This window comes from Desulfovibrio sp. (assembly GCF_019424165.1).
Taxonomy (GTDB): Bacteria; Desulfobacterota; Desulfovibrionia; order Desulfovibrionales; family Desulfovibrionaceae; genus Desulfovibrio.
The window spans coordinates 82,879-98,599 of sequence record NZ_JAHZAA010000003.1; the positions used below are offsets into that span (position 1 = coordinate 82,879).

At 61.5% G+C, this 15,721-nt stretch carries 12 protein-coding genes; 2 read left to right on the top strand and 10 right to left on the bottom strand.

Translation table 11 applies throughout. The annotated features are described in order from the left end of the window. From QZ377_RS02410 to QZ377_RS02455, 10 genes are all read right to left on the bottom strand, one after another. On the bottom strand, positions 1–265 hold a 265-nt coding region (locus QZ377_RS02410), incomplete at its 3' end, for a F0F1 ATP synthase subunit gamma (protein WP_291439194.1). Positions 266–291: 26 nt separating this feature from the next. Then, a complete protein-coding gene (gene atpA, locus QZ377_RS02415) occupies positions 292–1,800 on the bottom strand; it encodes a F0F1 ATP synthase subunit alpha (protein WP_291439196.1) in 1,509 nt (502 codons plus the stop codon). Positions 1,801–1,803: 3 nt separating this feature from the next. After that, a complete protein-coding gene (gene atpH, locus QZ377_RS02420; protein WP_291439198.1) occupies positions 1,804–2,355 on the bottom strand; it encodes an ATP synthase F1 subunit delta in 552 nt (183 codons plus the stop codon). Then, positions 2,352–2,933, bottom strand: coding sequence for an ATP synthase F0 subunit B (locus tag QZ377_RS02425; protein ID WP_291439200.1), 582 nt, complete (start codon positions 2,931–2,933; stop codon positions 2,352–2,354). Before QZ377_RS02425 ends, atpH begins: the two co-directional genes overlap by 4 nt. 101 nt (positions 2,934–3,034) lie before the next feature. Next, positions 3,035–3,454 (bottom strand): ATP synthase F0 subunit B, encoded by a 420-nt coding sequence (locus QZ377_RS02430; RefSeq protein ID WP_291439202.1) that lies wholly within the window; start codon positions 3,452–3,454, stop codon positions 3,035–3,037. Between the two features lie 342 nt (positions 3,455–3,796). After that, positions 3,797–4,867, bottom strand: a complete 1,071-nt coding sequence (locus QZ377_RS02435) for a glycosyltransferase (protein ID WP_291439203.1) — start codon at positions 4,865–4,867, stop codon at positions 3,797–3,799. Then, complete coding sequence (gene aroL, locus QZ377_RS02440) at positions 4,860–5,444, bottom strand: shikimate kinase AroL (RefSeq protein ID WP_291439204.1); 585 nt, start codon at positions 5,442–5,444, stop codon at positions 4,860–4,862. The genes QZ377_RS02435 and aroL overlap by 8 nt, the downstream gene beginning before the upstream one ends. A 348-nt stretch (positions 5,445–5,792) precedes the next feature. Beyond that, complete coding sequence (locus QZ377_RS02445; RefSeq protein ID WP_291439205.1) at positions 5,793–6,500, bottom strand: flagellar motor protein MotB; 708 nt, start codon at positions 6,498–6,500, stop codon at positions 5,793–5,795. Positions 6,501–6,938: 438 nt separating this feature from the next. Continuing rightward, on the bottom strand, positions 6,939–7,787 hold the full coding sequence (gene motA / locus QZ377_RS02450; protein WP_015939184.1) for a flagellar motor stator protein MotA: 849 nt from the start codon (positions 7,785–7,787) through the stop codon (positions 6,939–6,941). Positions 7,788–8,328: 541 nt separating this feature from the next. Further along, positions 8,329–10,410, bottom strand: coding sequence for an AsmA family protein (locus QZ377_RS02455; protein WP_291439208.1), 2,082 nt, complete (start codon positions 10,408–10,410; stop codon positions 8,329–8,331). Positions 10,411–10,729: 319 nt separating this feature from the next. Between QZ377_RS02455 and QZ377_RS02460 the strand changes: the two genes are divergently transcribed. Continuing rightward, entirely contained in the window at positions 10,730–12,328 is a 1,599-nt protein-coding gene (locus QZ377_RS02460) for a cobyric acid synthase (protein WP_291439348.1), read from the top strand. A gap of 287 nt (positions 12,329–12,615) precedes the next feature. Further along, complete coding sequence (locus QZ377_RS02465) at positions 12,616–15,711, top strand: response regulator (RefSeq protein ID WP_291439210.1); 3,096 nt, start codon at positions 12,616–12,618, stop codon at positions 15,709–15,711. The last annotated feature ends 10 nt before the right edge of the window (positions 15,712–15,721 follow it).

Below are 15,721 nucleotides of genomic sequence, written 5' to 3' on the forward strand. Positions count from 1 at the left end.
AGAGGCCGCGGTCCGAGGTCACCAGCACAATGGCGCAATGCTTCTTTTCCTCATGCTCGGCCAGCAGGGGGTGGGCTGTGCCCTCCACCTTGCTCGACAGTTCGGCGAGCACGTCGCGGTACTTGGCCGCGTACGGTCTGAAGCGCTCGATGCGGGTCTGGGCGCCGCGCAGTTTCGCCGAGGCCACCATATTCATGGCCTTGGTGATCTGCTTGGTCTTACCGACCCCCACGATCTTCATTTTTACGTCTTTGAGTGAAGGCATGCTTTTCTCCCGGATATTGGGGGCCCCTAGGCCGTCCAGCCCTGCTTGAAGGCGGCAATAGCCTCGGTAAGCGCTTTTTCCACAGCCTCGTCAATGACTTGCTTTTCTTTAATGGCGTCCAGCACGTCCTTCCTGGTGTCGCGCAGGAAGGTGAGCAGGGCGGCCTCAAAACGGCGGATGTCTTCCACCGGCACGTCATCCATATAGCCGCGGGTGGCGGCGTAGATGGAAGCGACCTGTTCATTGGAAGGCATGGGCTGGTACTGGGGCTGCTTGAGCAGTTCCACCAGACGCGCGCCACGGTCGAGTTTGGCTTTGGTACCCTTGTCGAGGTCCGAACCGAACTGGGCAAAGGCCGCCAGTTCGCGGTACTGGGCAAGGTCCAGGCGCATGGTGCCCGCCACCTGCTTCATGGCCTTGATCTGTGCCGCGCCACCCACGCGGGACACGGAAAGACCCACGTTAATGGCCGGACGCACACCGGCGTTGAAGAGGTTGGGCTCAAGGTACACCTGGCCGTCGGTGATGGAGATCACGTTGGTGGGGATGTACGCGGACACGTCGCCGGCCTGGGTTTCAATGATGGGCAGAGCCGTCAGGGAACCCGCGCCGAGGCTGTCGTTTACCTTGGCCGCGCGTTCGAGCAGGCGCGAGTGCAGGTAGAAGACGTCGCCAGGGAAGGCTTCACGTCCCGGAGGACGACGGAGCAGCAGGGACATCTGGCGATAGGCCACGGCCTGCTTGGAAAGGTCGTCGTAAATGATGAGCGCGTGTTTGCCGCTGTCGCGGTAGTATTCCGCCATGGTGCAGCCCGTGTAGGCCGCAATGTACTGCAGCGGCGCGGGATCGGACGCGGTGGCGGAAATGATGGTGGTGTACTCAAGAGCACCGTGACGGCGCAGAGTGTCAGCCACCAGGGCCACCGAAGACTTCTTCTGGCCGATGGCCACGTAGAAGCAGTGGATGCCCGTTTCTTTCTGCGCCAGGATGGCGTCGAGGCAAACGGCGGTTTTACCGGTCTGGCGGTCGCCGATGATCAGCTCGCGCTGGCCGCGGCCAATGGGCGTCATGGCGTCAATGGCCTTCAGACCCGTGGGCATGGGTTCATGCACGCTTTTGCGAGCAATGATGCCGGGGGCCTTGATTTCCACCGGGCGCACTTCGGCTGCATCGATGGGGCCGAGGCCGTCGATAGGCTCACCCAGAGGGTTGAGCACGCGGCCCATAACGCCGTCGCCAACAGGCACGGAGAAGATCTTGCCGGTACGCTTGACCGGGTCGCCTTCTTTAATGCCCACGTCCGAACCGAGCAGAGCGACACCCACGTTGTCCTCTTCGAGGTTGAGCACCATGCCCATGACGCCGCCGGGAAATTCCAGCAGTTCCATCGACATGGCGTTCTGCACACCGTAGACGCGGGCGATGCCGTCACCAACATAAAGCACGGTGCCGGTTTCGCTCATTTCTACGCGCTGCTCGTAGTTCTGGATTTGATCCTCAATGATCTTGCTTATCTCTTCCGCTTTGATCTGCATGTGCTATTCACCCCTCTTGAAAGTCTCCCGAAGGATACCCAATTGCGCGCGCAGACTTGCGTCCAGCACCCGGTCACCCATTTTGAGCACCATACCCCCTAGTATGTCCTTGTCGACGGCAAAGGTAAGCTCAAGGGCTGTGCCGGTTTTCTTTTCCAGCGCTTCTTTGAGCTTGGCCTTTTTATCGGCAGAAAGTTTTACTGCCGTGACGAGTTCGCCCCGGACAATGCCCTTGGCTTCGTCAAGCAGTTTGCCATACCAGGCGGAAATTTCGCGCAGAAAGGCGAGCCTTTCCTTGTCTGCCAGCAAAAAGCAGAAGCTGCGCATCGTCTGGTCGGCCTTGAGCTTGCCCAGCAGTTTGTCAAGAACCGCTTTTTTTTCTTCCACGCCGATCACGGGACTTTTAAGGGTCATGTCAAGTCCGGGCGCGGCGGCAAGCGCTTCGCCGAGAGCAGCAAGGCATTCACCGCGCGAGCTCAGGGCGTCGTCCCCATCCTTCTTGCCCAACGCAAAGATGGCGTTGGCGTACCTGCGTGCAACCACGGTGTCGATCAATGGAGCACCACCTTTTTAAGGGAGTTGGCGATAAGCTTGTCGTGGGCATCGGCATTGAGCTTACCGCTCAGGGCCTTTTCGGCGGCATCCACGATTTCGTCGGCAATGACGGCGCGCACTTCAGCAAGTACCGTGCGGCCTTCATTTTCAGCGGTTTTGCGCGCCTGCTCCACAACTTGCGCCGCCTGACGGTGCGCCTCTTCCACAATGCCCGCTTTCAGGCTTTCGGCCTGTTTGCGGCTTTCGGCCAGAATGGCTTCGCGCTCTTCGTTGAGGCGGGCAATGCGCGACTCAACAGCGGCCAGCTGTTCTTTGGCCCTGGCGCGGCGTTCTTCCAGGCTGTCCAGTGCTCCACCGATGGTCTCGCGGCGATTCTTGAAGAAGCGCTTGGCAAGCCCACCAATAAAGTACCAGAGGATGCCCGCGAAGATCACGAAGTTGAGCACGCGCCAGCCGAAGTCGCCCCAGCGCGGCGCCTCATGCCCTTCGGAAGCGAATGCTCCCACAGGTATGAGAACAATCGCGGCAAAGGCTAGAACGAGCGGCAGGATATTACCCGCGTGTTTCCATTTGCTCAAAGCCCACCCCCTCTGTTCAAGAATATGCAATAGCGTAGACTGTGCCTAAAGAAACCGAATCGCCCGGGGGCGTTCGGCAGGTACCGAAAAAGCGCGAAAAACTAGCCCTTGATGAGCTTGGCGGCCAGGCGGGCAGAAAAATCGCTCACCTGATTGCGCAGATCATCAAGGGTTTTGGCGGCCTGTTCCCGCAGAGATTCGCGGGTTTCGGCAATAATGTCGCGAGCGTTTTTCTGGGCTTCACCCACGAGGGTTTGCTGCTGCTCCAGGCCTGCGGCACGGCCTTCCTCGCGGGTAAGGCCGGCGTCCTGCCGGGCGCGGGCCAGTTCAGCCTCGTAGGCGGTCAGGCGTTCAGCCGCCTGATACTCAAAGGACTCGGCCTCTTCGGCCATGCCGTCCATGATGCCGTTGCGCTTTTTGATGATATCGCGGATGGGGCGGATAAGGAGGATGTTGAGCACATAGATGGCGATCAGAAAGTTTACCAGCTGAAAGGCCATTGTGATGTTAAGGTCCAGCATGCCGCATCCTCCCGAATGATGACGGATTGAAGGAATGAAAAAAACATTAAGCCCTTGCAACATATCTGCTTGGGCATGTTCTGTCAAAGGGTATTGGTGACAAATTTCGCAAGGTCCATGAGAATTTTTAAAATATTCATAAAAAACAGTGTATTGAAAAACAGGTTATTCTGGGGTATTTCGACTTTCGTCGGTGTGGGCGGCGCTGGAGGGTATGGCCTGCAAGGGTGCTTGAGACGACAAAAACACCCGGAAAGCCGCATTTCACCGTTTGGGCGCATGCCCGCTCATGAAAGAAAACACTTGCGGCAAATGGCAATATAAATCAAACTGATTGATTGATCAGACAAGTATCCACTGCTCCCGCCGGAACCCTTGTGCCTCGAGCCAGCGCGCGGCCTCTTCCGCCGCACCATGTGCCGTAAGCGCATTGAGTACGCGGCAGGCATCAGGACCGGGCAGGGCATCGCGCCCGCGCACGGGAATGCCGCCTATGACGTTGCCGATTTTTTTCGGATCAATATCAATATACGCCATAGGGCGTACTCCCAGATTCCATAGGGGGGCGAGCCGTTTGCGCGCCACGCGGCCGCCGCCCACGACCCATACATACGGATGAAAAGGATTGTGCTGTTCAAGGTGACGGGCCAGCCAGAGTGCACGCAACCTGTCGCAGGCAGCGGCTGCATAGCGGCGGTCAGCCCTGGTGGCACGGGTGGGCGCGTCATTCCAGGTGAGCAGCTCCTGCGGCAGCTTTTCCATGCGCGCTCCGTTGTGCAGCCAGCGTAGCCACAGTTCCCAGTCTTCCGCAAAATCTCCGTCTGCGTAAGCGCCCCATTTTTCTGCCGCACTGCGGCGAAACATGACTGAAGGGTGGCAGACCGGCGTGTCCCTGAAGCGTCCCCGGCTGATTTCTGCGTGGGAGCACAGGCTGTTCTGCCAGTCCACAAAATAGGCAAAACCGTGCGCAAGGCTACGGTCGCCGCCAAAACCCACCAGACTGGCCGAAAGGTCAAGCTCCGGATTGTTCCACAGGTGGGCCGTCTGTAGGGCCAGGCGTTCGGGTCGGGCGCTGTCGTCGGCATCCATGCGGGCGATCAGGCTGCCGCGCGCCGAGGCAAACCCGGCGTTGAGAGCCGGGACAATGCCCCCATGCTCCACATGCAGCACCCGCAACCGCCCCTGAGCGAGGGGCGAAAGGGCGAGGCGACGCAGCAGGGCGGAAGTGCCGTCGGTGGAGCCGTCGTCAACAACGAGGATTTCAAAGGGCGGCAGGGGGGCGCCCCTGGCCGGGTGCTGCATAAAAAGGCTGTGCAGGGCGGCTTCAAGGGTGTGTGCGGCGTTGTAGGCGGGCAGAAGAACCGTAACCAGCGGCTGGTCGGTGCCGGAAACATCCGGAAAAAGGCTATACACCCGTGGAGTCTCCGCCCTGGCCGGGTCCGGTGTTCTCGTTGTTTTCCAGCCCGTCTGGTCCACGCAGCAGGGCCAGAGCCTGCGCGCAGATGCATCCGGGCGAAAGCGTTGCGTCAAAGCGGTAGTGGGCGGTCTGCTCGTAGAGGGGCAGCCGCTCATGCAGGACCTGGGCGACTTCTGCCTGGATGTCGGCTCCGGTGAGAGAGGGCCGTTGGGCCGCAAGTGGGTTGCTCGACAGACGCGCGGCCAGCGCTTCCGCAGAGGCCGACAGGTAGAACACGTACCCCTGTTCGCGCATGAAGGCGCGGTTTTTTGCGTCCAGCACCATGCCGCCGCCGGTGGCAATAACGGCTCCGGCAGTTTGGTGCAGTTCGACTGTAGCGCGCAGGGCATCGCTTTCGCGACGGCGAAATCCTGACCAGCCTTCGGCTGCGACTATCTGGGCCACGGTGCGGCCTGTCTGGTGGTGGAGAAAATGGTCCGTATCCACAAAAGGCAGACCAAGCCGCCGGGCCAGAGTGCGCCCTACTGTGGTTTTGCCGCAGGCTCTGGGGCCTACAAGAAAGATGAGCGGCATGGATGTTCCTGATGGCTGTGCGCCCGTGGCGCAGTGAGAAAATATCGGTTCGTGCGGCCGCGTTGGCGGGCTGTCTTTGGGCAGAAGCCCGGGCTGATACCCCGGTATCCTCGATGCGGTTCCCGCGCGGCTGTGCCGGGCCGCATAAAAAACGCGCGCAAATATGCCGCGCGCACGATGCCTGGGGCCTGAGTGAAGGGGCGAATTCTGGCAGTACCCTGGCGGTATTTTACGGCTCGACGCGGTCTTGCCGGCAACCGGCGTTGCAGCATCAGTGCTCACGACCGGGACCTGTCCCCGCTTTTTGCTGGGGAGCGGTCCGCGACAGGCGTGCCTGACCAATCGCCCCTAGTAAACCACGCTGTACGACATGACCTCTGGCCGATGGAAGAAAAATTCCACACGCCGGTTCATGGCGCGGCTTTGCTCGTCAATGCCCGGCTTGAGCGGACGGGTATCGCCATAGCTGACGGCACGCATGCGGGTGGCCTTGATGCCGTGCTGCGCCAGATAGTTGACCATGGCTGCGGCGCGTGCGCCCGACAGTTCCCAGGCGGAGGCGTAGGGCGGCGCTGCTTCGACGGAATCCGCATGGCCGCGAACCACCAGATACAGATTGTATTCTTCCATCAGGCTGAGCACGGACGAAAGCACCTTGTCGCCCTCGGGCAGCAGTTCTGCGGTGCCGGGCTTGAACATGATGTCGGAGTTGACCCGCAGTTGCACGCCCACATCATCGGCGCTGATGCCCGAAGCACTCTGCGGAACAGAATCGGCCATGAGCAACTGCTTGATCTTCTGGGCAATGGCATAGTGGGATTTTTCCACTTCGCTGATCTTGATGTCGCGCGTGTCGATCTTGTCTGTATTCTGGATAAAGGGATTGTTGGAAACGGGCGATGTGGAGCTGGAGTCAAAGTTGCGGTCGCCGCTGAAATAGGCGGCGAGGCCCGCCCGTGTTTCGGGTGGAACCATGCTGAGAACCCAGAGCAGAAGAAAGAAGGCCATCATGGCCGTAACAAAGTCGGCGTAAGCGACTTTCCATGCGCCGCCCATAAAGCAGACTCCTCAGGTTTATACCATGCCCGGTGCGGGCTGCCGGATCTGCCGCGCTGTGCGTTCTGCCTTGCGGCAGGCGCGGTGTTGCCGGTTCGGGGCGGCCTGCCGGAAAAGCTCCGGCACTGAAAGCGCCGCGCCCCTGTGTGACACAAAAGATACACCAGATTGCTGACGGAAGAAAGGCTTGCCGCCGTGCCACACCCATTGGCCGATATGGTGCAGGCAGCCGCCTGCCGGCGTTGCTGCATCTGCACTTCTCCGCGCCCGGCTGGCTCCGGTTGCGCGGGCGGGCAAAGCAGCCTTGTATCCCGTTATGCGCCTGTGCAGCCTGGGGTACGGCAGGTTTGAGCATACCTGCGCCGCAGGGTGTACAGAGCGCCCCGTGGTGTGAAGTTCAGCAAAATATGGCGGCAGCCCGAAGACCTTGCTGGCGGCCTAGCCGCTCTTCAGCTTGTCTTCCATTTCCGCAAAGCTGGGGCGGAAAGGATAGGGTATGGCCCTGCGCCCGTACTCCACGGCAATAAGGGGGGTGGACCCGCGAATGGCGGCAGCCACGGCCTCTTTGACAGAATGATAGTAAAAATGTTCTTCGGCCACGTAGTTTTCAAGCTTGGAGCCCATGGGGCCAAACAGGCCGTAGCAGCAGAGGATACCGAAGAACGTACCCACAAGGGCCGCCCCGATATAGTGGCCGAGCACTTCCGGCGGTTCGTTGATCTTGCCCATGGCAAGCACCACGCCGAGAACGCAGGCCACAATACCCATGCCCGGCAGCGATTCGGCCATGTGTGACACGGCATGCGCAGGCAGGATGCCTTCTTCGCGCATGGTGGTGATGTCCACATCCATAAGACTGTCAATGTCTGCGGGGTCGCCGGTGGTCAGATAGACGCGCAGGGTGTCGCCTATGAAGTTGACTACCTTGGTGTCTTTGGAAACATTGGGATATTTGCTGAAAATGGGACTGGATTCGGGCTTTTCCACATCACTTTCAATGCTGATGACGCCCTCGCGGTGCATTTTGGAAAAAAGCGCGTAGAGCAGGGCCAGCGTTTCCAGATAACGCCCCTTGCTTGAACCGGGGTCCGCAAAGAGGTGCTTCAGGCTTTTGAGAATAAGCCCGAAGGTATACTTGGTCTGCGAACCAAAAAAGGCTCCCAGGCCGCAACCCAGAATAATAATAAATTCCGCAGGCTGGAAAAGTATACCCCATTCACCGTGGGCCAGGGTGTAGCCCGTGAACACCGAACCCGCGACGATGGCCAGACCAATTAATAAATACATAGTGCCGCCTGTAGGCTCAATTCATCCTGTGTCGTTTTTTCACCTGCCGTGCCGGGACAAACCATAGCCCGGAGAACTGCCGCAGGCCGCGTTACAGGCCGGTAGCTCTGCTTTGCGGACATGCCGGGACGGGCCGCAGACGACCTGCAGCGCCGCAAGATTTTCTTGCGCGAGCGGGCCGTAAACCGGCCCTCTTGTTTTCTTAACGCCCGCCTGCCCAAAAGCTTTAGCCTGTCAGGCGGAAAAGGCAAGTCTTGCCGGGCGAAAAGTCACCGTGCCGCTTTCCGGGCCTGTATGCCGGCTTCCGGCCAAGGGGCCGGGGCGGAAAGGCTTTTTGCCGCAGCGCCTGCGCGCGGGGTAACGCCTTGTGGTCCGTTTTTCGCGGCGCATTCCCGCAAGGGTACTCCAGACCCGCTCCCGCCGCAACACAAGACAGGAGGCAAGACAGCCGTTTTGCCCTGCGGCGGGCAGCCCACCCCGCGGTTTTTCATCCTGCACGGCCTTTCGGGCTGCCGGGGTTTTCGGCAGCCCGCGTCGGAGATCAGCGCCCGAAAAGCCCCCGGATAAGATCCCCCGCGCCGCGCATATCGTCCTGCCGCTGCGGGTCTGTGCCGCTTTTTGGGGTTTTGCCCTGCAAGATGGCGGGCAGTTTGCTGGCGGCGTCCAGAGCAAAGCGCGGGTCCGCGGAGTACGAGATATCGTCGAACGGCCCGCGAATGATAAGCGGAATGGTCATGCCCAGTGTTTCCACGTTGACCGTGGAGTCCAGATACTGTCGCGGCAGACTTATGGCTGCGCGCCCCCGTGCATTGAGGCCCTGTGCGCTGGCGCTGAACGGGTTGACGTTTATTTCGCCGCTCCGCGCTGTAAAGGGCGCGCGTACAAGTTCAAAGGTGCTGGGTACGCGTCCCTGAAGGCCGGGAATGTTCTGGGGCAGCGTGGGTATGGATTCCAGGCGCATCTGGCGGATTTCGAGCAGCCCTTTGCCGGAAAGGCTGTTCCGCAGGGCGGTGGCGTCTTTTCCGGCCATGGTCAGGTCTGCCTCAAGCATGGCTGTGCCGTTCAGGGGGCGTCCTTTGCCGAGGCCTTCCAGCAGGTTGCCCAGGTTGACATCCGAAGCCGTGCCTTTGACCGCATAGGCGGGGTTGGCGGCGTCGGCCAGCCGGGCGGCTCCTGTGGCGCGTATCTTGCCACCGCTGCCGAGAGTGGCGGTAAGGGCGGTGATGGTATAGTTACCCCGCAGGCCCTGCGCCGCCAATTGTATGTCACGGAACTGAAGCTTGTCCATGCTCAGGCCCGCAAGGGCCAGACGGATATTGATGTCCGGCATGGGCGTTTTACCCGGTTCGTCTTTTTCTTTTTTTCTGGCTGCTGCGCTCGCGGACGCCGCGTCTGTTTTGCTGTCCTTTGCGGAGGCAGAGGGCAGGGGCAGGTAATTATCCAGATCAATGGCGTTGATCTGGGCATCGGCCGTTATGGACAGGGGCGCGCCGGGCTCAAGGCCCAGGCGGAACTGGCCGCGCAGGGTGATATCGTCCACGCGGGCGTGAATGTCTGAAAGGTTGAGACTGTTATTGCCATAGGCCAGCCGCGCCTTGAGGTTCAGCCCGTCTGTGACGCCCTGCGCCACGGGCTTGAAGTTCAGCCCGGCCAGGGCCGCGAGCTTGCGGGGTGAGCCGTCTACCTCGGCATTGCCGGTGAAGGCCGGAGGATTGAATGTGGCCTCGCCCTGAAGGCCCAGGCGTGCCTGGGGCGTGGCAAGCCAGCCTTTATCCACGCGCATGCGCATGCTGTTCAGGTCCAGGCTGCCTTCAATATTGAGTTGCAGAGGCCCGGCTTCTTTGGGCAGCGGGCCGGAAAGCGGATTGAATGTCAGGGATGTCTGGCGCAGGGTGAGAGCGGGCGGCGCATAGCGGAGTTTGGCCGACAGGGCCAGATTGCCCGAGATGTGCCCGGCTGTTCCCGGAGCGTCGCCCAGAGCGATGGTAAAGTCGCATCTGGCTGTGGTTTCCTGCCCGGGGCGCAGATTTTCCGCGGAAAGATTCAGGTCGCTGATCGTGATGTCCTGCCCTTGCTCACCGGTAAAACTCAGGGATCCCTGGCGTATGACCAGACGCTTGAACTCAACGGGCGGCGCGGCATCACGGGACGCTGTGCCCGGTGTGACGCTTTTGGCGGGGCTGGTGCTTTCTCCCGTGCTCCTGTTGTCCGCCGCGGTGTTTTTTTCAGCCGGCGCGGCATCTGTCGGCTGTTTGCCGTTTTTTGCGCTTGTCGTGTTTTGCCGTACGGTGACTGAAGGGTTGTCCAGCCGGACCTCGCGTAAGACTACAGTGCCGGACAGTAGCGGCATGAACTCAAGTTCGGCCATGCCGCCCTTGACGGAAACAACAAGATTGTCGCCCTGTTCCGCCTGGCCCCACCGGGCCTGCCCAAAGCTGACGCCGGGAGGAAAAAAGGATATTTTCGGCGAACTTTCAAATATAAGGGGTTTGCCTGTGGCCCCGGCCGTGGCGTCGGCGATCTGCCGGATCACGAAGTCCGTGTCCATCCGGCTGAGCATGACGGCCAGAACAGCCACGGCTGCCAGCACGATGCCCATTGTCCAGAGCAGAAAGCGTTTCATAATTTACTATCTCCAGAGTATTCCGGTCCGCCGCGCATGCCCGCTGCTGTTGGGCCTGTCGTCCCGCACCGCCTCGCAGGGGGCCGGGGGCGTGACCGCTCCTGTTTTTCTTCCTGTCTTTATACGAAATGGGCAGCCTCTGCGCAAGTTCGTTCCCGACAAGGCCGTGGGCCGTGCCGTATCTTGCCCGGACTGCTTCTTGGGCGTATGAAGGGCCATGTCTTCTTTGCGCTCTTCACATATGACCGGCCCTGCGCCGTCCGGCACGCCGCCATCCGTGCGCTCCGTCGCGGGGCCGGATGGCCTGCCCCCGGCCCTCATGCTGCAGGGAACCTGCTCCAATGCGGGCAAAAGCCTGCTTACGGCGGCCCTGTGCCGTCTTCTGGCCCGGCGCGGTCTCAGGGTTGTGCCTTTCAAGGCGCAGAACATGGCCCTCAATTCTTTTGTCACCCATGACGGCAGGGAGATGGGCCGCGCCCAGGCGCTACAGGCCGCCGCCTGCGGCCTGCCCACCGACGTGCGCATGAACCCGGTGCTGCTCAAGCCCACGTCCCACACGGGGTCACAGGTCATTGTACTGGGCGAGCCTGTGGGGCAGATGCGTGTGGGGGCCTACCTTCGCTACAAGCCAGAGGCATGGAAGGCCGTGCGTCGCGCTTACCGCAGCCTTGCGTCCGAGGCAGATGTGGTGGTGCTCGAGGGCGCGGGCAGCCCGGCGGAAATAAATCTCAAGGCCCACGATATCGTCAACATGCGCATGGCCCGTTACGCGCGCGCGCATGTAGCCCTTGTGGCAGATATTGACAGGGGCGGCGCTTTCGCGGCCCTGGCGGGAACCATGGCCCTGCTGACCCGCGCGGAAAGGGCGCGGGTGGCGGGATTTATCCTTAACAAGTTTCGCGGCGACCCGAGCCTGCTGGATCCGGCTCTGCACATGCTTACCCGGCGCACGGGCAAACCCTTCTGGGGCGTCGTGCCCATGCTGGAAAACCTGCGCTTGCCCGAGGAAGATTCCGTCAGTTTCAAGCTGGGGATCACACCCGGCCTGAATATGGCGGGCATGGACAGTGGAGCCGCCGCGCCCGCCGACCTGCTGGATGTGCTTGTGCCGGACCTGCCGCATATCAGCAATGCCACGGACCTTGACGCCCTGCGCCAGGAGCCTGGCCTGCGGGTGCGCATTGTGCGCCGGGTTGAAGACTGGGGGCAGCCCCATGCCGTCATCCTGCCGGGCAGCCGCAACACGGCAGCAGATTTGCGCTTTTTGCGGGCAACGGGGCTGGCGGACGCCATAGTTCTTTTTGCCCGCACCGCCATGGACCGGCAGCGCGGGGTTCTGACCGGCATATGCGGGGGGTTGCAGATGCTCGGCCGGGTCATAGCCGATCCCCTTGGTCTTGAAGAGGGCGGCCAGGAACCGGGCCTTGACCTGCTGCCGCTGGCAACCCGGCTGGAAGCAGAAAAGCAGTTGCTCCGCGTCAGCGGGCGGGCTTGCCGGTGCCTGACTGCGGGCCTGCCGGAAAAAGACACGCCCGGCGAAACCGGCATGCTGCTCCCCGCGCAGGAGGTGGCCGGGTATGAGATCCATCACGGCCGCACCCTGCCCCTTGCAGGACAGGATGAGGCCACTGGCGAATCCGGCTTGCGTGTGGTTATGGCCGATACGGGGGGCCGTCCCCTGGGCTGGGGGCTGTGCGACGCTGCGGGCCGGGCGCGGGTGTGGGGCAGCTACATGCACGGGCTTTTTGATGCGGATGCCTTCAGGCACGCATTTCTGGCGGCGCTCCGGCAGGACGCGGGCCTGCCGCCCCTTGCCGGCGCGTCTTACAGCCTTGGGCCGGAGCTGGACCGTCTGGCCGACACTGTGGAAGCATCTCTGGATATGCAGGCCATTTACGGCCTGCTTGGCCTGTGTTAGGGTCCATTCTCAAGTAATCGCCTGCTGCAAAAAAACCTTTCCTTCCGGCGCAGTACAAGCAATCAGGCGGGCTGCCCCGCGCATGCGGCCCGGCACAGGCCGGACGTTACGCCCCACCCGCGAAAAAATGTTTTGAGCGTCAATAATTACAGCCCCGGCCGTTCCGCTTCGGAAATGTTTCCGGACGCGCGCCGGAACAGGCCATCTGCTCCTCACCAATCTGGAACCGCATTGCCGTTGCGCCCGCAATCTGCTCTGCGGGGTCGCTCGGATACGGGAACATAGGCATGAGTATAAGAGCGCTTATAAAAACTTCGAACATGGCGCAATTGTGTCTGGTCCTTCTGCTGGGCCTGTGCACGGGCTGGCTTGGCCGCAGTCTGTACGAGATCAACGGCCTTCTGCATGATTACCATCATCTTGAAAGCCTGCTGGCGGAAATAGGCGGCGTTTCGCGCGAGAACTATCGCGCGGCCCATGATTACATCAGCACCGGCGACACTTTTCATCTTGAGCGCTGGCGGCATTTGCTGCGTGTGGAGCGGGGCGAGGCCCCCCGTTCCTCAACGGCCCAGATCGCGCCTGGCGAGCGTCGTTCGCTGACCTCGCTGGTCAACGATCTGGAAATGACCGGTCCCGTACACGCCCAGGTGCAGTCCATTGTGGCCCAGCTTGTCCTGTTGGAATCAATGACGGAAACCGCTGTGCGCGGTGCCCTCAAAAGCGGGCCGGCGGCAAGCACGGCGCAGGCCCGGCAAGACAGGCAGGCGGCTCTGCTTTGGGTGCATGACAACGGTCTGGCCCGTATTCCGGATTCCATAGCCGAAGCCGCGCGCAACCTGGGCGACAAGCAGCGCGGTGAATTTTTGGCCCGCCTTGGCGAGCGCGAGGTTCCGCTGCGCTGGACGCTTGTGGCCGTACTGGCGGGCCTGGCGCTGCTCGGCAGCAGTGTGCTGGGCAATGCCTATATCTTTCAGAGCCGTATCGCCAACCCTCTGGACCGCGTAAGCAGGTATGCCGAAAGCGTGGCCGCCGGGCTGGATCCGTTGCCGCTGCGGCTGCGGCACAGGGATGAACTGGCAGTCATGTTCGCCTCGTTGCAACGCATGAAGGGAACACTCTATTCGCGTATCCGTGAGCTCAGAGAGGCGGAACAGCGCGCGCGCAGAAGCCGCCAGCAGGCGATGCTGGCCCGGTCGCAGGCGCTCACATCGCTGGAGCTGGCCCAGAGGGCCTCACATGTGCAGGATGACTTTCTGCGACGCATCAGTCACGAAATACGCACGCCGCTCAATGCCATTATCGGCATGAGCTATCTGAGCCTGCAAACGGATCTTAACGGAGTGCAGCGGAACTATCTGGCCCAGATCAACAAATCCGGCAGCGTGCTGTTGGATATGGTGAACCGCATCCTGGATTTTTCCAGCGCCAGTGAAGGCTCCATTCGTATGGAACGTAAGGTTTTTGCCGTTGCGGACCTTATGGACCTGCTGCGCCAGAGCGTGGCGGGGCTGGCCCTTGAAAAACGCCTGCGCCTCAATTTTGTGCTGGACCCCTCCATTCCGGCCGTGGTGGCGGGCGATGAGCGCCATCTGGAGGAAGTGCTGCGCATTCTGCTGGATAATGCCGTCAAGTATACGACCACCGGCAGTGTGGATTTTCGCATCCTGCCTTCGGGGGAACCACCCATGCGCAAGGGGGCCATACGGCTGCTCTTTGTGGTTTCGGATACCGGGCCGGGCCTGGGCGAGGAGCAGTGGAAAAAACTTTTTGAGCCGTTTACCCTTGGCGACGAATCCATGACGCGCGCTTTCAGTGGCCTGGGCCTTGGGCTTGCCCTGGCGCGGCAACTGGTCAACCTTATGGGCGGTGAACTGAAAGTGGGCAGCGTACCGGGGCAGGGCAGCCGGTTTTCTTTTTCTGTGGATATGGAGCGACCGGACGCTTCCGGTGAGTGTGAAGACGCGGAGCAGGCAACAGATGGGGCAACAGGTACGTCCCTGCCCGACCAGTCTGGCCCGTCCGGGCTGTCGTGTCCGATTGGCCTGCCTGCGCCGTACCCCCCGACTGCCCTGCCGGATTTGCCCGGTCTGCCTCATATGCCCGCCATGTCCGTTCTTCCTGATCTGGACGGCCTGGCCGGGCCGCTGACCGACACACCACAGGCCGGAGACAGCGCGGGCATGCCCCCCGTGGCTCTTGCCGTGCTGGTGGTGGAGGACAACGAAATAAACGCGCAGATTGCGCGCGAGCTGCTTGAGCAGGTCGGGCTTGAGGTTCTGCTGGCCGCCAACGGGCAGGAGGCGCTTGACCTGCTGGAAAATCCCGCACATCCCCCGCTGGGCCTTGTGCTTATGGATGTGCAGATGCCGGTTATGGACGGCCTTGAGGCCACGCGACGCATCCGGGCCATGGGCATCAGCCCCGTTGACCTGCCGGTGGTAGCCATGACCGCCCACACAGACCTGGCCTCGCGCATGGACGGCAAGGATGTGGGCATGAATGACTACCTTACCAAGCCCGTGAATCCTGAAACGCTTTACGCCACGCTGGAAAAATGGCTTGTGGGCGGCCTCAGGCGCAACCCTGCCAGGCAGGCTCATGAGGGTGGCGGCGCAGCGGAGCCGCCCGAAACCGACCGACAGGACGCATCCGCATCTGCGGACGACCCGATCCGTGCTGGCTACGCTGTCCAAAGCCGACAGGCCGCATCCGCATCTGCGGACAGGGGCATGACCGCCCCTGTGGCTGCGGCTTTGCCTGATGAGGAACAGGCCGTTTCCATTGTCAATGTGGAATCCGGTCTTGCTACTGTGGGGGACAACAAAACGCTGTATTTTGAGCTTCTTCAGCGTTTTGTCGACCACTATGGCGACAGCCCCGCCCGTTTGCGCAAAATGCTTGAGAGCGGCAACCTCAAGGGGGCCGCGCGCATGGCGCATACGGTCAAGGGTGTGGCCGCCAACCTGGGCGTGGAGCGTATCTGCGAACTTACCCGCACGATGGAAGAATTTTTGCCCCACAACCTGCCGGAGCACACGGTACTGGAGTCTTTTGAGGTAGAAATGGGGCGGGTGCTCGATTATGTGCGGAGCATGGGGCGGCATGCCTGCCGTACGGCCAGCGGTTCCGGGCAGATGGCGGAAGAGCACCGCGCGGCCTTGCTGGCCTTTCTGGAGGATCTGCCCCGCCGTATGGAAAGGGATTGGGGGGCGGTGGAAAGCGCAATGGAAAAATTTTCTTTGCTGGCCGACGGCACTCCCCACGCCGAGGGAGTGGCCGCCATATTGACGGCAGTCAAGGATTTTGACATGGGCGGGGCGGGATGCCTTGCCGACAGCCTGCGCGACTGCCTGTTGCGCGAATCCGGCACGAAGGCGTAATACACTTCGT